We start from the raw sequence: 21,345 nt of genomic DNA on the forward strand, positions 1-21,345 counted from the left end.
GGGGTGACGTGCGCGGCACCGCGTGCGCTGCGTACACCGGCAGCCTTCGTTGGCCGCGACCCGTCGGACCGGATGCCCCGGAATAGACGAAGCCCCTGGCGATATGGCGCAAGGGGCTCTTGCACAAAGATGCTACCCGAGGAAGCGAGGCAGGACCGAGGTGGCGACTTCCGACCAGCTCCTGGTGGTCATCGACCCCCTGGCCCGTCACACGGACAGTGAGTCGGTACGGATCGCGAAAGACGTGCTCAGCGCGGGTGCGGCGAGTACGAAGGTCTGTCTCCCGGAGGGGCCGGAGGAGTTCGCCCGGGCGCTTCGCAGGCGCGGGTCGCGGCGGCCGGTGGTGGTCGGGGACGACCGCGCGCTGCTGCGGGCGGTGTCCTCGCTGCACCGGCAAAGGGAACTGGCCACGTGCGCGCTGTCGCTGGTGCCGGTGGGCGGTGCCGGGGTGCTGGCGCGGTCGCTGGGGGTGCCCGAGGGTACGGTCGCGGCGGCCCGCGCCGTGCTGGACGGGGCCGAGCGGCGGCTCGACCTGCTGGTGGACGACAGCGACGGGGTGGTGCTGGGCGCGGTGGCCATACCGCCGGTGGCGTCGGAGCCGCCCGGCGAGTCCGTGGGGGTGGACGAGGAGGCTGCGGCCCACCACTCGTGGCTGCGGACCTGCCAGTCCTTCGTACGGACGCTGACGGCCCGCCCGCCGCGGCTCGCGGCCCCCGCGGCGCCCGGGCCGTCCCGGCTGCGGGTGGAGGTCGACGGGGTGACGCTCGTCGACCTCGACCAGCCGGTGGAGGCGGTGTCGGTGGCGCCCGTGGGGGACAAGGGCGGCGCGGCGGTGGAGATACGGCCGGTGTCGGTGGGCGCGGCGGCCGTGCCGTTGCGGGCTGTGGGACGACAGGTGAGTGTGTCCGGGCCGTCCTTCCGCTACCACGCGGATTCCGTGGCGGCCGGGCCGGTGCGGACGCGGACGTGGACGGTGTGGGAGGGGGCGTGGGGGTTGACGCTGCCGACGTCGGCGTGAGCTGTCAGGCCTCGTCCTGCTCGCCGGCTTCCCCCTGCGGGGCCTGGAAGCCCGTGGTGTCGAGGGTGCAGCCGAAGGGGTCCGGGATGTAGAGCTTCTGGCCGAAGGGTTTGGTGAAGCGGGTTTCGTACCCGATCTCGGACGGGGACCCGAAGACAATGGCCTGGCCCTCCTGCATGTCGAGGACCAGGTAGAGGGGGACGCCTGCCTTCCCGTACGTCTCGGCCTTGTCGGTGAGGTCCTCGTTCCTGGTGGAGGTCGAGGTCAGTTCGGCCACAAAGGACAGACCTTCTCCGTCCAGGTGACTGCTGCCTGTCTCATACGTCCGCTCGTGCGCGGCGTGGATGTCCGGCCCGTACGCACGCTCCTCCCCCGGGAACACGAACAGGTTGGGCGTCCGTTCGATGACGTGGCCTTCAGGGAGGTGCGGCTCAAGTTGCTTGCACACCAGCTTCATGACGCGGGTGTAGTACCCCTTCGACCACGGCGACACGACGATGCTCCCCTTGATGATCTCGGCTTTGTAGCCGTCGGGCACGTGCAGCTCGTCGAGGAGGTCCAGAAGCTCTGCGAAGCTGCCCTGGGGCTCGGTGCCGCTGATCACCGGTCGCTCTGCCATGAGTGTCATGATGCGCCCTTCCCTTGATGCGGACCAGCCGCCACTCAAAGTAGCCACGCGCGTACGCCGACGCGGACGGTCTCACGACCATCACTCGTTCAGGTGGCCCGCCCGGGAGCCGGTCTCAGTCGCCGCCGAAGAGTTCCTGGCGGTGGACACGCCAGCGGTCCATCAGCTTCGCCAGCTCCCCCTCCAGGAACTCGAAGTAGGCCAGGGTCTCGGCGAGGCGCCGGCCCGCGGGGCTGCCGGCGCCGAGGCTGTCGACGCCCTCGCGCAGGGCTTCCTCCCAGCGCCTGATGATGGCGTCGCGGTTGGTCAGCGCCTCGTACCACTGGTTGCCGTGCACCACGTACCGCTCGCGGCGCGAACCCGGTTCACGCTCACGCGAGACCATGTGCACCTGGGACAGGTAGCGCACCGCTCCCGAGACGGCGGCGGGGCTGATCCTGAGCTGCTCCCCCAGCTCGACGGAGGTCATGGCTCCGCTGTCGGAGGAGAGCAGGGCCGCGAAGACCCGGGCCGGCATCCGCTGCATCCCCGCCTCCACCAGCTGGGAGGCGAACCGCTCGATGAAGCGCGACACCGCCTCGGGGTCCCGGGCCGGCTCCGGAGCACCGTCGGGACCGCTCCCGGGAACAACGCCCCGCTCCCCGCCCGTGCGCGCCTCATCAGCCCTTGCCGAGCTCACACCCGTCACCTCCCGGTCGCCCCGACCGCCTCGCGCGATCCGCACCGCACCGCACCGCACCGCACCGCACCGCCAGGATCGTTTTCCCTGATCACCGTGCGCTGTCGAGTCTATCCGCCATTTTGACGCTTCCTTAACTTCACAAATTTGTGAAACTACCGTACGTTCAGAATCATGACGAAGGCAATCACCGTCTCCGGACTGCACAAGCGGTTCGGGCGGACGCATGCGCTGGACGGCCTCGACCTGGACGTCGAGACCGGTGAGGTCCACGGGTTCCTCGGCCCGAACGGCTCCGGGAAGTCCACCGCCATCCGCGTCCTGCTGGGCCTGCTGCGCGCCGACTCGGGCGCCGCACAGGTACTGGGCCGCGATCCCTGGGCCGACGCCGTGGACCTGCACCGCAGGGTCGCGTACGTCCCCGGGGACGTCACCCTGTGGCGCAACCTCTCCGGGGGCGAGGTCATCGACCTGTACGGACGGCTGCGCGGGGGCCTCGACCGGACGCGGCGGGCGGAGCTGATCGAACGGTTCGAGCTGGACCCGACGAAGAAGGGGCGGACGTACTCGAAGGGCAACCGCCAGAAGGTCGCCCTCGTCGCCGCCTTCGCCTCGGACGTCGACCTGCTCATCCTCGACGAACCCACCTCCGGCCTCGACCCCCTGATGGAGGAGGTCTTCCAGGCCTGCGTCGAGGAGGAGCGCGACCGGGGCCGCACCGTCCTGCTCTCGTCACACATCCTCAGCGAGGTCGAGGAACTGTGCGACCGCGTCAGCATCATCCGCAAGGGCCGCACGGTGGAGAGCGGTTCGCTGGCCGACCTGCGGCACCTGACCCGTACCAGCGTCACGGCCGAACTCGCGGCCTCGCCCAACGGGTTGTCGCACCTGCCGGGCGTGCACGACCTCGACGTACAGGGGCGGCGCGTGCGCCTCCAGGTCGACACGGACAAGCTGGACGCCGTGCTGCGCTCGCTCACCGAGTCCGGCGTACGGTCCCTGACCTCGACCCCGCCGACGCTGGAGGAGCTCTTCCTGCGGCACTACCAGGACGAGAACTCCGAAGGGGCGGCGGCCCGATGAACGCCACGACGGCCACCCCGTCCGCGTACATCCCCCGGACCGGGGGCTCACGCCAACTCGCCGGTACGGGAACCCTGTTGAGGTTCGCGCTGCGCCGCGACCGCGTGCTGCTGCCGGTCTGGATCGCGGTGAACGCCCTGATGGTCCTTTCCATGCCGAACACGCTCAAGGGCCTGTACGGCACCACGGCCGAACGCGCCGACCTGATCCGGCAGATGGAGACCAACGCCTCCCTGCGCGCCCTGATCGGGCCGGTGTTCGACGACTCCATCGGCGCCCTCACCGCCTGGCGCGTCGGCGTCTACGCCGGTGCGCTCGCGGCCGTCATGAGCCTGCTCGTCGTCGTCCGGCACACGCGGGACGAGGAGGAGAGCGGCCGCCAGGAGATGATCTCGTCGGGCACGGTCGGCCGACGCGCCCCGCTGACGGCGGCGCTGCTGACGGCCACCGTCGCGAACGGCGTCCTCGCCCTGCTGATCACCGGCGGCCTCGCCGGCCAGGGCCGGGCGGGCGCCCTCGCCGTCGGCCTCGGTGTCGCCGGCGTCGGCATGGTCTTCGCCACGATGGCGGCGATCGCCGCCCAGCTGACGGAGAGCGCGCGGCTGGCGCGCGGACTGACGGCGGCCGTGCTGGGCGCGGCGTTCGTGCTGCGGGCGGCCGGCGACTCGGCGACGGACGACGGCTCCTCCGTCCTCACCTGGCTGTCCCCGCTCGGCTGGCTGGAGAACCTCCGCGCCTTCGCCGACGAGCGCTGGTGGGTGCTCGTCCTGTTCGCCGCGGCGGCGCTCCTCCAGGGCGCGGTGGCGTACGAGCTGGCCGGGCGCCGGGACGTGGGCATGAGCTTCCTGCCGACCCGGCCCGGTCCGGCGGACGGCCGCCTGAGGACGGCGGGCGCCCTGGCCTGGCGGCTGCAGCGCGGCAGCGTGCTGGGCTGGAGCATCGGCTTCCTCCTCGCCGGCGTCGTCTACGGCGGGCTGACCGAGGGCGCGGCCGACCTGGTCGGCGACAACGAGAACGCCCGTGAGATGTTCCAGCGGATGGGCGGCCAGTCCGGGCTGACGAACGCGTTCCTGGCGGCGATGATCGGCATGATGGGGCTGATCGCCGCGCTGTACGTCGTCGCCGCCGTGCTGCGCCTGAACAGCGAGGAGACGTCGGGGCGCGCGGAACCGGTCCTGGCGAACGCGGTGGGCCGGACGCGCTGGGCCGCGGGCCACCTCGTCGTCGCCTTCGGCGGATCCTCCCTGATCATGCTGCTGGCCGGACTGGGCTTCGCCGCCGGGTACGGCCGGGACCTCGGGCCCATCCTGGGAGCCTGCCTGGTGCAGCTGCCCGCGGTGTGGGTGATCGGCGGAGTGGCGGTACTGCTCCACGGGCTGCTGCCACGCGCGGCCGTGGCCGCCTGGGCGGTGGCCGGGGCGGTACTGCTCATCGGCTGGATCGGCCCCGCCCTGGACGTCCCGCGGACCGTGCTGAACATCTCCCCCTTCGGCCACCTGCCGAAGCTGCCGGGCGGGGAGATGGCGTGGGGCCCGGTACTGACCCTGACGGCCATCGCTGCCGGGCTGACGACGGGGGGTCTGGCGGCACTGAGACGCCGGGACCTGGTGACGTGAGCCCAGACTGAGGGGCGCCCCCGAAGGGGCGCCCCGAAAGGGGCGCGGGGCTGTGTCGATATGCGGCTCCGCCGCGATGGGGGTCCCCCCGCTCGAGCGAAGCCGAGAGTGGGGGAGCGACCAGCCACGAACCACCCGCACGCTCGAACGACCCCCAGCACACCACGGCGCCCCTCCTGCAACCCGGCGGCAGCCGCTCGCGTCCATGAGGAACATGGAACGACGCGACCTGCTCACCTGCGGCGGCTGTGTGACGTCCGCGACAGGAGCGACGACGGCCGTGCTGCTCTGGGGCACCACCTCCCGCACCCGGCTCCGTCTGGGCCACGGCTTCGAGAACGAGGGCATGGACCTCACCGTCCTGTTCACCGAACTGCCCCTCGTGGCCGCGGCCGGCGCGCTGGTCCCTGCACTGGTGTACGCGCTGGCCGCCCGCCTCCTCACCAGACGCTGACCCGCGAGGGCACCCGCGTCACAGCTCGACGGCCAGCCCCTCCAGCCCCCGGATCACGAAGTTCGGCTTGCGCTTCGGTTCCTCCGCGAGGCGCAGGCCCGGGGCGCGGTCGAGCAACGCCGCCATGGACGCGCCCAGTTCGATACGGGCCAGGGGCGCGCCGATGCAGTAGTGGATGCCCGCGCTGAAGGAGATGTGCGGATTGTCCCTGCGGGACAGGTCCAGCTTCCCCGGCTCGGCGAAGACGGCCGGATCGTGGTTGGCGGAGCCGAAGAGCATGGCGATCTCGGCGCCGCGCGGAACGGTCGTCCCGTCGATCTCGATCTCGTCCAGCACCCACCGCTCGAACAGCTGGAGCGGAGTGTCGTACCGCATCAGCTCCTCCACCGCCGTGGGCACGAGCGAGCGGTCGGCACGCAGGGCGGCCAGCTGCTCCGGGTGGCGGAACAGCGCCCACCAGCCGTTCACCGTCGCGTTGACCGTCGCCTCGTGCCCCGCGTTCAGCAGCAGCACACAGGTGGAGATCATCTCCTGCTCGGTCAGCCGGTCACCCTCGTCGTACGCCGCGATCAGCCCGGAGATCAGGTCCTCCCCCGGCTCCGCGCGCCGCGCCCCGATCAGCTCCCGCAGGTACTCCGAGAACTCGACCGACGCCCGCACCGCCTTCCGGGCCGTCTCCTCGGACGGGCTCAGCTCGTACATCCCGCAGATGTCCGCCGACCACGGCCGCAGCTGCGCCCGGTCCGGCTCCGGGATGCCCAGCATCTCGGCGATCACCGCGACCGGGAGCGGCTCGGCCACATCGGTCAGCAGGTCCCCGCCGCCGGCCGCGACCAGCCCGTCCACGAGCTGCTCCGCCAGCCTCCGCACATACGGGCCCAGCTGCTCGACCGTCCTCGGCGTGAACGCCTTCGACACCAGCCGCCTGATCCGCGTGTGGTCCGGCGGCTCCAGGTCGAGCATCCCGTGGTCGTTGAGGGTGTGGAACGGCTCGTGCTCGGCCGGTGGCGCCGTCCGCCCGAAGTCCTCGTGTGTGAACCGGTGCTGGTAGGTCCGCCCCAGCCGCCGGTCGCGCAGCAGCGCGGAGACGTCCGCGTGGTGCGGCACCAGCCACTGGTTCGTGGGCTCGTAGTAGTGCACCCGGCCGCGTGCCCGCAGCTCCGCGTACGCGGGGTACGGGTCGGCGACGAACTCCGGGTCCCACGGGTCGAAGGCGGCAACGGTGTCGGAACGGGCTGTCATGCACGGACGCTAACCCGCCGCGCCCCCGCCTGACCAGGGGTGTCCCGAGGAGGGCGCCTCGTGGTGGAGGTGGCCGCTCATCCCGGTTTCACCAGCCTCGCCTCGTACGCGAACACCGCCGCCTGGGTGCGGTCCCTCAGTCCCAGTTTGACGAGGATGCGGCTGACGTGGGTCTTGATGGTGGACTCGGCGACGACCAGGCGCTCGGCGATCTCGGCGTTGGACAGGCCCTGCGCGATGAGGACCAGGACCTCCGTCTCGCGCTCGGTCAGGTCGCCGTACGCCGCCTGGGCCGAGGGCGCGAGCCGGGGTGCCTCCGCGAGCCGGGAGAACTCCGTGATCAGCCGCTTCGTCACGGACGGCGCCAGCAGTGCCTCGCCGGACGCCACCACCCGTACCCCGTCGGCGAGCTGGCGTGCCGAGGCGTCCTTGAGGAGGAAGCCCGAGGCGCCCGCCCGCAACGCCTGGTACACGTACTCGTCGAGGTCGAACGTCGTCAGCACCAGCACCTTCGCCGCGCTGCTCGCCGCCACGATCTCCCGGGTCGCCTCGATGCCGTTCAGCTCGGGCATGCGGATGTCCATCAGGACGACGTCCGGGGAGAGTTCACGGACCCGGTCGACCGCGTCCCGCCCGTTGACCGCCTCGCCGACGACCTCCATGTCCGGCATCGCGCCCAGCAGCACCGAGAAGCCCTCGCGGACCATCACCTGGTCGTCGGCGATGAGGACACGGATGGGCACGCCACCGGCCCCGCTCGTGCCGGGCGTGCCGCTCGTGCCGCTCGTCATGCGGGGTCCTCCGTCAGGGGCACGGGCAGGAACACCGTCACCTCGTAGCCGCCGTCGTCCGTCTCGCTCGTCGTCATCTCGCCGCTCAGCATCGTGACACGCTCACGCATGCCCGTGAGGCCGTGTCCAGCTCCGGGAGACGGCTTGATCAGGCCGGTCGCCGGCCCGTTGACGATGCGCAGCCCGAGGCCGCCGAGCACGTAGGAGATCTCGACGCGGGCCGTGGCGCCCGGCGCGTGCCGCAGGGTGTTGCTGAGCGCCTCCTGGACTATGCGGTACGCGGACAGCTCGATGCCCTGCGGGAGTTCACGGACCGCTCCGGTGGCCACCTTCTCGACGGTCAGGCCGGTGTCCCGCACGTTGGCGAGCAGGGCGTCCATGTCGGCGAGTGTGGGCTGCGGGGCGTCCGGCGCCTCGTAGTCCTCGGCACGGACGACGCCGAGGACGCGGCGGAGCTCGGTGAGCGCCGCCACCGCGTTCTCCCGGATCGTGGCGAAGGCCTGCTCCAGCTCCGGCGGCGGGTTCTCCACCCGGTACGGGGCGGCCTCCGCCTGGATCGCGACCACCGACATGTGGTGGGCCACCACGTCGTGCAGTTCGCGGGCGATCGTGGTGCGCTCCTCCAGCAGGGTGCGCTTGGAGCGCTCGTGCTCGGTCACCGTCTGATGGGCGGTCACCTCCCGGTCGGCGGTGCGGCGGATGTGGATGACGGTGACGCCGAGCAGGAGGAACGCGGAGATGGTCATCAGCGGTCCCGTGTTCGACGAGTAGTGACCCGCGCCGAAGAACGCCTCGGCTCCGACTCCGTACACTCCGGTCAGCGCCCACATCCACAGGGTCGTGCGGGGCCGGGTGCGCAGGGCCACGATCGTCAGCACCACCAGGTGGCAGACGAAGCTGCCCGGCTGCCACGGCCAGTCGGTCCAGCTGTTGCCGAAGACCGCGGCGATCGGAGTCGCCAGCATGGAGAACCAGAAGGCACTCACGGGCCGGACCATCGTCAGCAGGATCGGGCCCACGGCGAGCAGGACACCCGCCAGCGAGGTGAACCCGCCGCTGCTGTCGTTGGTGGAGGCGATGATCGTCGTCAGCAGGGCGGCCGTCATGACCGCGGCATGGGGGGTCCACACCGCGTACCCCCGCAGGCGGGGGCTCAGGTGCCGGGTGAGCCGGCCGTCCACGCTCATGCGCGGCAGCGGCCGGTAGGCGAGCGCGTCGTGGAACAGGTCCTGCCGCAGCACGCGCAGGGCTTCCGCCGCCGCACGGAACTCCGGGCTGCGCGATGTGGCTGTGCCCTTGGGAGGCATCGGCTGCGTATGGGTCGTCTCGGTCACCTTCCACACGGTAGGCGCCGGACCGGGGCGCGGTCGTCAGCAGTGAGAGGGGTCCTTCGGGGTCCGTCTCAGGTACTACGGGTACCACCGGGGAGCAGGCCGGGGCCCGGCCTCACCACGCCAGCTGCGCGATCTCCTCCGCCACCACCGCGCACGCGTCCGCCGCCGGGTCGATCAGGGGGAAGTGGCCGACGCCCTCCAGGAGCGTGAGGCCGATCATCTCGCCCGCCTTGGCCGCCGCGTCGGCGTACGACTCGGCGACCGCCTCCGGGACGACGACGTCAGTACGGCCCTGCACCACCGTGGTGGCGATCCCCGTCGGCAGCAGCAGGGCCGGGTCGGCGTACGCGCGGCGCTCGGCGAACGCGTCCTCCCCGCCCAGGAGTTCCGTAGCCGCTCCCCCGCAGACCTCCAGCTTCCCGGCGACCTCGAAGTCGGCTATCGGGGCGAGGGCGACGACACCGCGCAACGGCGCCGGACGGTCCGTACGCCACGGCGCCCCGGCCGGCAGGACGTGGCGGGCGGCGGCCCACAGCGCGAGGTGGCCGCCCGCAGAGTGACCGGTGATCACCGTACGGCGCGGATCCGCCTGCGGCAGCGCCTCCCGTACGAGGCCGGGCAGCGCGTCGAACGCCGCCGCGACGTCGTCGAACGTCTCCGGCCAGCGGCCCGCCACCGGCCCGCCCTCCGCGCCGCTGTCCGCACCCCGCCGGTACTCCACGTTCGCCACGGCGAAACCGCGGCGGGCCAGGAAGCCGGCGAACGGGGTGATGTGACGCCGGTCGTAGGGGGCCCGCCAGGCGCCGCCGTGCAGGACGGCCACGAGCGGTACGAGGTCCTGTTCGGCGCCGGGCCCGCGCGGGGCGTAGAAGTCGATCACCTGGTCGGCGTGGTCCCCGTACGCGGCGACGGCGTCGGGGTCGACCGGAGGGTGCGAGAAGGCGGACGCCTCCTCGGCGGCGTCCCGGGCCACGGCGTCATCCGGTGCTGCGGCGTCGTCCGGCATGCTCCAACCTCTCAGCGGCAAAAACGGAATTGACTACACGGGGTACGGACGGACCGGATGGGGCAACGGCCGTTGGCGGGACGGTACCAGGCTCATGACAAGGGCGGACACGTGGATGTCACGCTCGGTGAGGGCCAAACGGTCCTACCGCTCTGTTACGGTGCACAGCGGACGCGCCGGACCCCGCGGCCGCTGCGGCGGCGGGGCCCGGCGTGGCGCTCCGCCTCAGGAGAGCACGCCCCGCAGCACCTTCCCCAGCACCCGCGCGGCCCGCTCCACGTCCCCGAACCCCACGTACAGGGGCGTGAAACCGAAGCGGAGGACGTCGGGCCGGCGGAAGTCGCCGACCACACCGTGCTCGATCAGGCGCTTCATCACCTCCCCGGCGTCCTCGCAGCGCAGCGCCACCTGACTGCCCCGTTCGGCGTGGGCGGCCGGGGTCAGGCACTCGACGCGCCCCTCGGGGACGTACGCCGCGACGCACTCCAGGAAGAAGTCCGTCAGCGCGAGGGACTTGGCACGGACGGCCTCGATCGAGACGCCCTCCCAGACCCCGAGTGCCGCCTCAAGAGCCAGCATGGACAGGATGTCCGGAGTGCCCACCCGGCCGCGTGCCGCGCCCGTCGCCGGCTCGTAGTCGACGCTCATCCCGAACGGCTCGGCGTGCGAGTTCCAGCCGGGCAGCGGGGAGTCGAAACGGTCCTGGAGGCCGCGGCGCACATACAGGTACGCCGGTGAACCCGGCCCGCCGTTCAGGTACTTGTAGGTGCAGCCGACCGCGAGGTCCACCCCGTGCTCGTCCAGCCCCACCGGCAGGGCACCGGCGCTGTGGCACAGGTCCCACACGGCGTACGCGCCCGCCTCGTGCACCGCCGCCGTCAGCCCCGGCAGGTCGTGCAGGCGGCCGGTGCGGTAGTCGACGTGGTTGAGGAGGACCGCGGCGGTGCGGTCGCTGAGCGCGTCCCGTACCTCCGCGGGCGTCACGGGACGCAGCGAGCATCCCGTCATCCGCGCCGCCGACCCGGCGATGTACCCGTCCGTCGGGAACGTCGTCGCGTCGACCAGGATCTCGTCCCGGCCGTCACCGGTCATGCGTACGGCGGCCACGAGCGCCTTGAAGACGTTCACACTCGTGGAGTCGCCCACCACGATCTGCCCGGCCGCCGCGCCCACCAGCGGGGCGATCCGGTCGCCGATCCGTTCCGGCGCGGTCCACCAGCCGCTCTCGTCCCAGGAGCGGATACGCAAGGAACCCCACTGGCGGCGCACGACGTCGTCGACGTGGGCGGGCACGGCGGCCGGGAGCGCGCCGAGGGAGTTGCCGTCGAGGTAGACGCCCGCGGTGTCAGCCGCAGGACCGGACGCGGTGTCGAGCACGAACCTCCCGCGCAGCTCACGCAGTTCGTCGGCGGCGTCCAGCTCACCGGCTTTGAAGGCGAGTTCTGACATCCCGGACGGCCCGGACACGCCCTCGGACACGCCCTCGGACATGAGCTCAGACATGGGACCTCGCCGTCCACAGCTCCGGGAAGACGTTCTTCTGGGCCCGCTTCTCCAGCCAGGCCACCCCGGCGGAGCCGCCCGTGCCGGCCTTGGCGCCCATCGCCCTGCGGGTGGCCACGAGGTGGTCGTTGCGCCAGCGCCACACCAGTTCGGCGACATCGGTCAACGCCTCGCCGAGGCGGGCGAGTTCGTCGGTCTCGTCGCCCGCGTACAGGGCGGTCCACACCGCCTCCACCTCGGGCGAGGGCTCGTAGCGCCGGGACACGTCACGGCGGACGACCGCGTCCGGCACGGCGTGACCGCGCCGCGCCAGCAGCCGCAGCACCTCGTCGTAGAGGCTCGGTTCGTGCAGGGCCTTCTCCAGCTCGGCGTGCACGCGCGGCGCCCCGCGGTGCGGTACGAGCATGGAGGCGGACTTCTCGCCGAGCAGGAACTCCATCCGCCGGTACATCGCCGACTGGAAGCCGGAGCCCTCGCCGAGGGCGGCGCGGTAGGAGTTGAACTGGGCGGGCGTGAGCTGCGAGAGGGGCCGCCAGGACGCGTTGAGCGCCTCCAGCTCCCGCACGGACCGCTTGAGCGCGGCCACGGCTGTCGGGACGTCGTCCTCGCGCAGCGCCTTCGCCGCTGTCTCCCACTCGTGGACGATGACGGTGAACCACAGCTCCATGACCTGGGTCGTCACCAGGAAGACCATCTCTCCGGGGTCGTCGGAGAGGGTGTGCTGCAGATGGGTGAGGACGTCGGCCCTGACGTAGTCCTCGTAGGGTGTCGTGCCCTGGAAGTCGAGATGCGGAGTCTCGGGCTCGTTCGCCTCGTCAGGACGGGGAGGGATCTGCTGAGCCTGTTGGGACATCGCTGTCTCCTGCGAATGATCCGGGTAGCGGTCCGCCCCTGCCGTTACCGACACGGGGGCCCCGGTCCCCAGGGGGCATCCTGCGCAATCGTCCCCCCAGAACGCAAGGCCCGCCTGGTCACACCAGGCGGGCCCACGACAAGGACACCCGGCCGGGGCTCAGCCCAGGGTCTGGGCCGCCGTCGGGGAGGAGTCCTTCAGGAACTGCGTGCAGCGCTCGTACTCCTCCTGCTCGCCGATCGAACCGGCGGCGCGGGCGAGGGCGTGCAGGGCGCGCAGGAAGCCGCGATTCGGTTCGTGCTCCCAAGGAACGGGGCCGTGGCCCTTCCAGCCGTTGCGGCGCAGGGCGTCCAGGCCGCGGTGGTAGCCGGTGCGGGCGTAGGCGTACGACTCGACGACCGAGCCGCGCTCGAACGCGTCGTCCGCGAGCTGGGCCCAGGCGAGGGAGGAGGTGGGGTGCTTCGCGGCGACGTCCGCGGGGGCCGTGCCGTTCGCGAGCAGTTCCCGGGGCTCCGGGTCGTCGGGGAGGTGCGTCGGGGGCGGGCCCCCGAGAAGGTTCTCGTGAAGGGTCATGGGTTCCAGTCTGGCCCATACGGGGACACGGGCCGGCCACGCCGGAGTACGGACGGGCCGCGGGGTGCGACCGGGGTTTTCTCGCCCCCGCCGCCCCTACCCGTCCCCTCCCCAGGGGTTCGGCCCCTTGTTTTCAGCCCGTCCAGCGCTTGAGACGAGGCCGCAAGGCCGAAAGGGGCAGCGGGGCGGTGTCGATATGCGGCTTGGCCGCGTGGACGCGACAAGCCACACACCCGCACCGAACCAAGCCACCCCCACCCACCCCACCCGATCCGCCCAACCGCCGGAGGCACCCCGTAGGGTCGTGGCGTGAGTAACGAACACATCACGTTGACCGCGGGTGACGCGGAGGCGGTCGTGGCGCCGGGGAACGGCGGGCGGGTGAGCGGGCTGCGGGTCGGCGGGACGGAACTGCTGCGGCAGGGCGAGCGGTTCGGCTGCTTCCCGATGGTCCCGTGGTGCGGCCGGACCAGGGACGGCCGCTTCCTCAGCGGCGGCACCGTCCAGCAGATGCCGCTCAACGCCCCACCGCACGCCATCCACGGCACCGCCCGCGACGGCGCCTGGCGCACCGCCCGCGTGACCGACGACGAGGCCGTCATCACGTACGACCTGGTGGAGCCCTGGCCCTACTCCGGACGGGTCACGCAGGTCGTCGCCCTCACCGAGGACTCCCTGACGCTCACCATGTCCGTGGAGACGTACGACTCGTCCTTCCCCGCGCAGATCGGCTGGCACCCCTGGTTCAACCGGAACCTCGGAGGACAGGACGTCCGCCTCGCCTTCCAGGCCGCCTGGCAGGAGGAGCGCGGCGACGACCACCTCCCCACCGGCAACCGCGTCGACCCCGAGCCCGGCCCCTGGGACGACTGCTTCGGGATGCCCGGCGGTGTCGAGGTCACCCTGACCTGGCCCGGGCAGCTGGAGCTCACCATCGCCTCCCGCGAGGAGTGGGTCGTGATCTACGACGAGCAGGAGGCGGCCGTGTGCGTGGAGCCGCAGACAGGGCCGCCCAACGGCCTCAACACCCTGCCGCGACTGGTCACCCCGATCGAGCCCCTGGAGGCCTCGACCACCTGGACCTGGCGGCGTCCGGAGGCCGGCTGAGCGCTGTCTAAGCTGGCTGCCATGAGTGACGTCAACGCAGTGGTGCCGACCGGCACGCGCGGCACGCTGTTGCAGCAGATCAAGGACAAGGCCGTCGTGCACGGCAAGGTGACCCTGTCGTCGGGTCTCGAGGCCGACTACTACATCGACCTGCGCCGCATCACCCTCGACGGCGAGGCCGCGCCGCTCGTCGGGGAGGTGCTGCTCGACCTGACCGCCGACCTGGAGTTCGACGCCGTCGGCGGGCTCACCATGGGCGCCGACCCCGTGGCCGCGGCCATGCTGCACGCCGCCGCGGCGCGCGGGCGGCGGCTCGACGCGTTCGTCGTGCGCAAGGCGGCCAAGGCGCACGGGATGCAGCGGCGGGTCGAAGGGCCCGAGATCGCGGGGCGGCGCGTGCTCGTCGTCGAGGACACCTCCACCACCGGAGGCTCCCCGCTCACCGCCGTCGAGGCCGTGCGCGAGGCGGGCGCCGAGGTCGTGGCCGTCGCGACCATCGTCGACCGCGCCACCGGAGCCGCCGAGAAGATCGAGGAGGGCGCGGGGGTGCCGTACCTCTTCGCCTACTCCAAGGACGAGTTGGGGCTGGACTGACGGACGCCGGACACGGACGCCCGGCACCGGTGGCGGACACGAGGCCGGAAACGGGGGCGACGGGGGCGCGCGGCGCGAGAAGTTCCGGACATCCTGGCCGGAGCATCCGGCCAAGTCTGGAAAGATGGGACCGACGATGACGTCGCATCCCAAGGTCTAGGTCAGGGCCGTAAGCAGCAGAAGAGCCGTACAGCTGGACAGGCAGTACGCGACCCGCACATAGAGGAGCGGACAGATGCCCATCGCAACCCCCGAGGTCTACAACGAGATGCTCGACCGGGCGAAGGCAGGCAAGTTCGCCTACCCGGCCATCAACGTGACCTCGTCCCAGACCCTGCACGCGGCGCTGCGCGGCTTCGCGGAGGCGGAGAGCGACGGCATCGTCCAGATCTCCACGGGTGGTGCCGAGTTCCTGGGCGGCCAGCACAACAAGGACATGGTCACCGGCGCCGTCGCCCTGGCCGAGTTCGCGCACATCGTCGCCAAGAAGTACGACATCACCGTCGCCCTGCACACGGACCACTGCCCCAAGGACAAGCTCGACGGGTACGTACGGCCGCTGCTCGCGGTGTCGGAGGAGCGCGTCGCCCGCGGCGAGAACCCGCTCTTCCAGTCGCACATGTGGGACGGCTCGGCCGAGACCCTGGCCGACAACCTGGAGATCGGCCAGGAGCTCCTCGCCCGCGCCGCCGCCGCGAAGATCATCCTCGAGGTCGAGATCACCCCGACCGGTGGCGAGGAGGACGGCGTCTCGCACGAGATCAACGACTCCCTGTACACGACCGTCGACGACGCCATCCGCACGGCCGAGGCCCTCGGTCTCGGCGAGAAGGGGCGCTACCTGCTGGCCGCCTCCTTCGGCAACGTCCACGGTGTCTACAAGCCGGGCAACGTCGTCCTGCGTCCCGACCTGCTGAAGGAGCTGAACGAGGGCGTCGCCGCCCGCTTCGGCAAGGAGTCGCCGTTCGACTTCGTCTTCCACGGCGGTTCCGGCTCCACCGAGCAGGAGATCCTGACCGCGCTGGAGAACGGCGTCGTCAAGATGAACATCGACACGGACACCCAGTACGCCTTCACGCGTCCGGTCGCCGACCACATGTTCAAGAACTACGACGGTGTGCTCAAGGTCGACGGCGAGGTCGGCTCGAAGAAGACCTACGACCCGCGCACCTGGGGCAAGCTCGCCGAGGCGTCGATGGCCCAGCGCGTCCTCGAGGCCTGCCAGAACCTGCGTTCGACGGGCACGAAGATCAAGTAGTTCCGCTTCTGCCGGGCCCGGTACCTCCTGTGGTGCCGGGCCCTTCCGTATGCTCCGAAGCATGGCTGCGCCGCCGAGCGAGAACAGCGGGAGCACGGGCGTCGGGCTCGCCTCCCCCCAGGGGAAGTGGATCCTGCTGACCACGATCCTGGGCTCCAGCATGGCCCTGCTGGACTCGACCGTGGTCAACGTCGCGCTGCCGTGGATCGGGCGCGATCTGGACGCCGACCTGGCCGCCCTGCAGTGGACCGTCAACGCCTACATGCTGACGCTTGCCGGGCTCATCCTCCTCGGCGGAGCCCTCGGCGACCGGTACGGGCGGCGGCGGATCTTCGTGCTGGGCGTGGTGTGGTTCGCCGTCGCGTCGCTGCTCTGCGGGATCGCCCCGAACGCGGGTGTGCTCATCGTCGCCCGCGCCCTCCAGGGGATCGGCGGAGCCCTCCTCACCCCCGGTTCGCTGGCCCTCATCCAGGCCTCGTTCCACCCCGACGACCGGGGGCGGGCCGTGGGCCTGTGGTCCGGGTTCGGCGGGATCGGCGCGGCGGTCGGCCCGTTCCTGGGCGGCTGGCTGGTGGACGGGCCGGGCTGGCGCTGGGTGTTCCTGCTGAACGTGCCGCTCGCGGCCCTCTGCGTGCCGGTCGCACTCCGTCACGTACCGGAGTCGGCCGACCCACGGGCCCACGGCCGCTTCGACGTCCTCGGGGCGGGCCTCGGCGCCCTGTCCCTGGCCCTGGTGACGTACGCGCTGATCGAGGCCGGTCAGCGGAGCGTGGTGCTGGTGACGGTGATGGCCGTGGCGGGGCTGGCGGCCGGGGTGGCGTTCGTGTACGTCGAGCGTCGGCGCGCGGACCCGATGATGCCGCTCGGGATCTTCGCCTCCCGCCAGTTCAGCGCGGTCAATGTCGTCACCCTGTGCGTCTACGCGGCCTTCGGCGGCTTCTTCTTCCTGGCGGTCCTACAGCTCCAGGTGGTGTCGGGCTACTCGGCTCTCGGCGCGGGGACGGCCCTGCTGCCCATCACCGCGATCATGCTCCTGCTGTCGGCGCGCTCGGGCGAGCTGGGCGAACGGATCGGGCCGCGTGTCCCGCTCACGGTGGGACCGCTGGTGTGCGCGGTGGGCATGCTGCTGATGCTGCGGGTGGGGAAGGACGCCTCGTACGTCACGGACGTCCTGCCCGCGCTGCTGGTGCTGGGCCTCGGCATGGTCACTCTGGTCGCGCCCCTCACCGCCACCGTCCTGGCCTCCGTCGACACCGAGCACGCGGGGCTCGCGAGCGGCGTCAACAACGCGGCGGCCCGTGCGGCCGGTCTCATCGCCGTGGCGGCGCTGCCGGTCCTCACCGGGATGGGCTCGGAGGCCTACCGCTCGGCCGACGCCTTCGACTCCGCCTTCGACCGGGCGATGCCGCTGTGCGCGGGTGTGCTGGTGGCGGGGGCGGTGCTCGCGTACGCGACGGTGCGGCGCCCGGGTGCGGACTGCCGCCATCCCGAGTGCCGCACCCACTGCTGCGTGACGGCTCCGCCGCTGGAAGGGGGAGCGGAGGGCGCGCCCACGGCGCGGGGGTGAACTCGCCCCCGCCGCCGCTACCCGTCCCGTCCCTGGGGGCTGCGCCCCCAGACCCCCGCGTATCGGCCTGACGGCCTCGTCCTCAAACGCCGGACGGGCTGATTCATCAGCCCCTTGGGGGCACCTCCCAGCGGTAGCTGGGGGAGTTTGAGGAGCGGGGGTTCGGGGGCCGGCCCCCGAACGGGGTCCGGGGCGGCGCCCCGAAAGGAATGGGGGGCCAGGGGGCGTAGCCCCCTTGGCCGGGGTCGAAGGGGCGGAGCCCCTGAGGACGGGACGGGTAGGGGCGGCGGGGGCGAGGAAAACCCGGGCTCAGCGCCGGCGGCGAAGCGCTCGGGCTACGACGACGGCCGAGGCCAGCGCGAGGGCCGCGGCGGGCGCGGCCCAGCGGAGCGTGGGGCCGGTCACGACGGACTCGGGCGCCGGCACGGGAGCGTACCGGCCACGCGGCGGCGCGTGGTCCACCTCCTCCGCACTGCGACCGATCATCGTGCGCCGCGCGTGCGCCGCCTCGGCCGGAGGCTCCCCCTCGTCGACGAAGCCGTCGGCCACCACGTCCGCGTGGGACTCATCCAGCGCCTCGGGCGCCTCGGGCTCGTTGGGCTCCTCGGGCTCCTCGGGCGCCGCGGGTTCCAGGGAAGGCGGTGGCTCCTCCACCGCGTCGTCCACCGGGCCGCCCACCGCGTCCTCCACCGGGCCATCCCCGGCGTCCTCCGCCAGATTCTCCGCCAGATTCTCCGCGAAACGGCTCAACAGCCGCGTCACCGCCCCGGACACCGCGTCCTCGTCCAGCTCCGCGATCCGCCCGTCGGCCGTCGCCGTGCCGCCGAAGGTGACCGTCGTGCCGCCCTCCGCCGGGGCGAGCCGCACCGAGAGGGCCAGCTTCACCGAGCCGCTGCCGCGGGCCTCCGTGGCGTCGCCCTCGACCGCGTAGGAGCCGTCGTCGTGCCCGGCGACACGGAGGGCACCTCGGTAGGTGATGGTGTGGCCGGCGACGCGCACCCTCAGGCGCCCGGCCACCGGTTCCGTACCCGCGTCCTGCTGGAGACCGGGCACCGCCCGTGCCACCCGTTCCGGATCGGACAGGGCCGCTCCGAGCCGCTCGACGTCAACCGGAACGAACACCTCATGCTCCATGTCAGCCGAGCCTACCCACGCGCCGCCCGATCGCACCCCTACATCCGCGTTTTCCCGTGGGCGGCCTCAGTCCCCGTACCGCGGGTGCGTCAGCGTCGACGGTGGCAGATCCTCGACGGGGGGCGTGAGGGGGCGGGGAAGGGACGCGGGGACGGCCACGGCTCCCGGGGACGCGGTCGGCGCCGAGGCCAGGACGAAGCCCCAGTCGCGCGGGCCCCGCGAGGCGCCCGCCGTACGGTCCGGGCCCGCCGCGGAGGAGGGGGTCCGGCCACCCACGCTGTACGGCGTGGTGCGCAGCCCGGCCGCCCGTACCGTCGCGTCGACCGTCCAGAAGACGCGCGGCCGGGACGCCACCGGCCCCGCGTGCACCACCAGGCGCCCGCCGTCGGCGAGGACCTGGCGGGCCAGGCCGTAGAACTCCTGCGAGTACAGCTTCGTGCTCGCCGTGATGCCGGGGTCGGGCAGGTCCGCGACCACGACGTCGTACGCCGCCTCAGGCGCCCGGCGCAGCCAGTCGAAGGCGTCGGCCGTGTGGACCCGGACGCGGGGGTCGTCGTAGGCGTGGCCGTTGAGGGAGGACAGGGCGGGGTCGGTGCGGGCCAGGCGGACCACGGCCGGGTCGGGGGCGACGACGTCGACGCGGCGCGTGCCCGGGTGGCGCAGCACCTCGCGCGCCGCGAGACCCTCACCTCCGCCGAGAACGAGGACACGCGCGTGGGAGCCCCGCATCGCGGGGTGGACGAGGGCCTCGTGGTAGCGGCGCTCGTCGCGGCCGCTGAAGCGCAGGCGGCCGTCGAGGAAGAGGGCGAGGGGGCGGCCGCGGGCACCGCCGGTGAGGACCACCTCTTGGGCGCCGGTGTGCAGCGCGACCCGTACGTCGTGGCCGTACACCGCCTGCCGCGCGGCCCGTTCGAAGTCGTCGACCAGCGTGGCGGCGGTGGCGAGGAGTCCGAGGACGGCGGCGTTCGCGAGGAGCATCAGCCAGCGGCCGCGACGGCTCAGGTCGCCCCGGAACAGGCCTAGCACGAGGGCGCCGCCGGCCACCGCGTTCACCGCGCCGGTGAGCACCGCACTTGTCAGCTGGCCGAGCCAGGGCAGGAGAAGGAAGGGGAAGGCGAGGCCGCCCACCAGTGCGCCCACGTAGTCGGCGGCGGAGAGATCCGCGACCGCGCCGCCCGCGTCCTGGCGGCGGATGCGCTGGATCATCTCCATGAGCAGGGGGACTTCGGCGCCGATGAGCAGGCCGATGGCGAGGGAGAAGGCGACGAGGAGGTGGCGCGGGGCGTCCGTCCACACGCCGCCCCAGCCGCCGGTCCAGGCGAACACCGCGTACACCGCCATCGCGCTGCAGCCGCCGACCAGGGCGAGGACCGCCTCGATCGCGCCGAAGCCGGCCGCGGCGAGGGAGCGGAGCCGTTTCGCGGCGAGGGAGCCGATGCCCATCGCGAAGACCATCACGGAGACGACGACGGAGGCCTGGGTGACCGAGTCGCCGGTCAGGTACGAGGCGAGGGCGACGAGTTGGAGTTCGTACACGAGTCCGCAGGCCGCGCAGACGAACACGCACACCAGGACCAGGAACCGGCCCGTGCCCGGGTGGACGGGCAACCGCGCCTGGCCATCGGGCAACCGCCCCTCGGGCAACCGCGCCTGGCCATCGGGCAACCGCCCCTCGGGCAACCGCGCCTGGTCATCGGGCAGCCGTGCCTGACCGCCGGTGCCGCGCCAGGGCGAGGGGACGCCGGGGGGTGCGGGGGCGTGCGGTTCGATCACGGCAGGCAACGCTACGTCACGGCTCCAGCGCGCCCGGTCACCCACACGTGTGAAAGTCGGGCCTTGTGAGGGTGACCGGGGTTTGTGCGCGCCCCTGGGCCGCGGAGCTTGCCGTAGCCCTACAGCGCCGCCCTCACCCGTACCCCCACCCTCGTTCTCGTCGCCACCAACTGCCCGTCCTGCGGGTACGCGTGCCACGTGCGCCAGTGGACCTGGCCCTCGTGCCGCTGCGCGAGCATCGCGGTGAACGCGTACGGGCTGCCGGGGAAGACGCCGGCCAGACCGTGCGGGTGGTCGGAGACGAGCGCCAGCAACTCCTGGGCGCGGCCGGCGAAGGAGCCGGGCGAGAGGACCTCCACGCGGGCCGCGAACTCGTACTCCCACTCGCCGACCCGCTTGGTCACACCGAGGGGAAGCGGTGCGCTGGAACCCGCGATGCACGCCACCGTCTCCGAGCAGCCGCCCCGCTCCTCCTCCAGGAGGACCTGGTGGGACGCGCCGAGCAGTCTCAACTGGAGCTTGGCCCCGACCAGTTCCAGGTCGAGGGTCGCGAGCGCGGGCAGCGGTTCACGCCCGAGCGCCCAGGCGAGGTCGGCCGCACGCGTGTCGGTGTAGGAGGTGTTCAGGGTCGTGAGCATGGGTCGGCTCCGCAAGCACGCAAAGAAGGAGTGGGGGAACGGAGTGGGGGGTCCGTCGCGCCCCGGCCGGCACCGGGAGAAAGGCCCGGCCAGCCGGATCGGATCAGTCAGACGAGGTGAGCACGTCCGGGGGCTGCGTTGGCGATTTATAGGGAATCATGAACTGTGGCGCCGCCACAGCGTTTTTACCCAACTTCGTGGGGTTTCCATCCCCCCGAGGGCTGCACAGCTCACCTGTTCAACCGGGCGGCTGCCCACCGCGCCGCAATGCCGATCAGGCGCACGGGCGCAGTGACGAGAGCACGGGTACGCGCGCGCCCCCGTGTGGGCGGTGTGCGCCATGGGACGCCGGTCCGCGGGCACGACGCCTGCCCACACGACCGCCGCCCGCACGACGCCTGCCCGCACGACCGCCGCCCGCACGACGCCTGCCCGCACGGCGGCGCACGACAGTGAGCGCCCGCCGGGAGATGTCGTCTCCCCGCGGGCGCTCG

20 protein-coding genes are annotated in these 21,345 nt (G+C 72.5%); 8 read left to right on the forward strand and 12 right to left on the reverse strand.

Going from position 1 to position 21,345, the window contains the following annotated elements; genetic code table 11:
* Positions 1-103: 103 nt before the first annotated feature.
* Positions 104-1,018, forward strand: coding sequence for a diacylglycerol kinase family protein (locus ACZ49J_RS39860; RefSeq protein WP_467455882.1), 915 nt, complete (start codon positions 104-106; stop codon positions 1,016-1,018).
* 4 nt (positions 1,019-1,022) lie between these two features.
* On the opposite strand, the gene ACZ49J_RS39865 is transcribed toward ACZ49J_RS39860, so the two are convergent.
* Both ACZ49J_RS39865 and ACZ49J_RS39870 read right to left on the reverse strand, forming a co-directional pair.
* A complete protein-coding gene (locus ACZ49J_RS39865; RefSeq protein ID WP_467455881.1) occupies positions 1,023-1,646 on the reverse strand; it encodes a Uma2 family endonuclease in 624 nt (207 codons plus the stop codon).
* 115 nt (positions 1,647-1,761) lie between these two features.
* Positions 1,762-2,220 carry a GbsR/MarR family transcriptional regulator gene (locus ACZ49J_RS39870; RefSeq protein WP_467455981.1) on the reverse strand — a complete coding sequence of 153 codons (459 nt, stop codon included), beginning with the start codon at positions 2,218-2,220 and terminating at the stop codon, positions 1,762-1,764.
* 279 nt (positions 2,221-2,499) lie between these two features.
* On the opposite strand from ACZ49J_RS39870, the gene ACZ49J_RS39875 reads away from it, so the two are divergent.
* From ACZ49J_RS39875 to ACZ49J_RS39885, 3 genes are all read left to right on the forward strand, one after another.
* Positions 2,500-3,408, forward strand: coding sequence for an ABC transporter ATP-binding protein (locus ACZ49J_RS39875; RefSeq protein ID WP_467455879.1), 909 nt, complete (start codon positions 2,500-2,502; stop codon positions 3,406-3,408).
* Positions 3,405-5,024 carry an ABC transporter permease gene (locus tag ACZ49J_RS39880; protein ID WP_467455878.1) on the forward strand — a complete coding sequence of 540 codons (1,620 nt, stop codon included), beginning with the start codon at positions 3,405-3,407 and terminating at the stop codon, positions 5,022-5,024. The genes ACZ49J_RS39875 and ACZ49J_RS39880 overlap by 4 nt, the downstream gene beginning before the upstream one ends.
* Positions 5,025-5,238: 214 nt before the next feature.
* A complete protein-coding gene (locus ACZ49J_RS39885) occupies positions 5,239-5,478 on the forward strand; it encodes a hypothetical protein (protein WP_467455877.1) in 240 nt (79 codons plus the stop codon).
* 18 nt (positions 5,479-5,496) lie between these two features.
* On the opposite strand, the gene ACZ49J_RS39890 is transcribed toward ACZ49J_RS39885, so the two are convergent.
* The 7 genes from ACZ49J_RS39890 to ACZ49J_RS39920 all read right to left on the reverse strand — a co-directional run bounded on the left by ACZ49J_RS39890 (position 5,497) and on the right by ACZ49J_RS39920 (position 12,780).
* Positions 5,497-6,720: a cytochrome P450 gene (locus tag ACZ49J_RS39890; protein WP_467455875.1), complete on the reverse strand. Its 1,224-nt coding sequence runs from the start codon at positions 6,718-6,720 to the stop codon at positions 5,497-5,499.
* Between the two features lie 77 nt (positions 6,721-6,797).
* Positions 6,798-7,463 carry a response regulator gene (locus ACZ49J_RS39895; protein ID WP_467455980.1) on the reverse strand — a complete coding sequence of 222 codons (666 nt, stop codon included), beginning with the start codon at positions 7,461-7,463 and terminating at the stop codon, positions 6,798-6,800.
* A gap of 44 nt (positions 7,464-7,507) precedes the next feature.
* The gene (locus ACZ49J_RS39900; protein WP_467455873.1) at positions 7,508-8,845 is read right to left on the reverse strand and encodes a sensor histidine kinase; all 1,338 of its coding nucleotides are present in this window, start codon (positions 8,843-8,845) and stop codon (positions 7,508-7,510) included.
* Positions 8,846-8,957: 112 nt separating this feature from the next.
* Positions 8,958-9,851 carry an alpha/beta hydrolase family protein gene (locus tag ACZ49J_RS39905; RefSeq protein WP_467455872.1) on the reverse strand — a complete coding sequence of 298 codons (894 nt, stop codon included), beginning with the start codon at positions 9,849-9,851 and terminating at the stop codon, positions 8,958-8,960.
* A gap of 225 nt (positions 9,852-10,076) precedes the next feature.
* Positions 10,077-11,300 (reverse strand): kynureninase, encoded by a 1,224-nt coding sequence (gene kynU, locus ACZ49J_RS39910; protein WP_467455979.1) that lies wholly within the window; start codon positions 11,298-11,300, stop codon positions 10,077-10,079.
* A gap of 46 nt (positions 11,301-11,346) precedes the next feature.
* On the reverse strand, positions 11,347-12,207 hold the full coding sequence (locus tag ACZ49J_RS39915; protein ID WP_467455871.1) for a tryptophan 2,3-dioxygenase family protein: 861 nt from the start codon (positions 12,205-12,207) through the stop codon (positions 11,347-11,349).
* Positions 12,208-12,366: 159 nt separating this feature from the next.
* The gene (locus ACZ49J_RS39920) at positions 12,367-12,780 is read right to left on the reverse strand and encodes a DUF3151 domain-containing protein (RefSeq protein WP_467455870.1); all 414 of its coding nucleotides are present in this window, start codon (positions 12,778-12,780) and stop codon (positions 12,367-12,369) included.
* Between the two features lie 309 nt (positions 12,781-13,089).
* Between ACZ49J_RS39920 and ACZ49J_RS39925 the strand changes: the two genes are divergently transcribed.
* From ACZ49J_RS39925 to ACZ49J_RS39940, 4 genes are all read left to right on the forward strand, one after another.
* Positions 13,090-13,887: an aldose epimerase family protein gene (locus ACZ49J_RS39925; RefSeq protein WP_467455869.1), complete on the forward strand. Its 798-nt coding sequence runs from the start codon at positions 13,090-13,092 to the stop codon at positions 13,885-13,887.
* 21 nt (positions 13,888-13,908) lie between these two features.
* Positions 13,909-14,481 (forward strand): orotate phosphoribosyltransferase, encoded by a 573-nt coding sequence (pyrE, locus tag ACZ49J_RS39930; RefSeq protein ID WP_467455868.1) that lies wholly within the window; start codon positions 13,909-13,911, stop codon positions 14,479-14,481.
* Positions 14,482-14,716: 235 nt separating this feature from the next.
* Positions 14,717-15,739, forward strand: coding sequence for a class II fructose-bisphosphate aldolase (gene fbaA, locus ACZ49J_RS39935; protein WP_467455867.1), 1,023 nt, complete (start codon positions 14,717-14,719; stop codon positions 15,737-15,739).
* A 61-nt stretch (positions 15,740-15,800) separates the two neighbouring features.
* A complete protein-coding gene (locus ACZ49J_RS39940; protein WP_467455866.1) occupies positions 15,801-17,306 on the forward strand; it encodes an MFS transporter in 1,506 nt (501 codons plus the stop codon).
* 309 nt (positions 17,307-17,615) lie between these two features.
* On the opposite strand, the gene ACZ49J_RS39945 is transcribed toward ACZ49J_RS39940, so the two are convergent.
* The 3 genes from ACZ49J_RS39945 to ACZ49J_RS39955 form a co-directional block, all read right to left on the reverse strand.
* Positions 17,616-18,428 (reverse strand): SRPBCC family protein, encoded by an 813-nt coding sequence (locus ACZ49J_RS39945; protein ID WP_467455865.1) that lies wholly within the window; start codon positions 18,426-18,428, stop codon positions 17,616-17,618.
* 78 nt (positions 18,429-18,506) lie between these two features.
* The gene (locus tag ACZ49J_RS39950) at positions 18,507-20,213 is read right to left on the reverse strand and encodes a polyamine aminopropyltransferase (protein ID WP_467455864.1); all 1,707 of its coding nucleotides are present in this window, start codon (positions 20,211-20,213) and stop codon (positions 18,507-18,509) included.
* Between the two features lie 119 nt (positions 20,214-20,332).
* Positions 20,333-20,851, reverse strand: coding sequence for a DUF2617 family protein (locus ACZ49J_RS39955; RefSeq protein ID WP_467455862.1), 519 nt, complete (start codon positions 20,849-20,851; stop codon positions 20,333-20,335).
* Between the last annotated feature and the right edge of the window lie 494 nt (positions 20,852-21,345).

It is taken from the genome of Streptomyces sp. NPDC030840 (genome assembly GCF_055572015.1).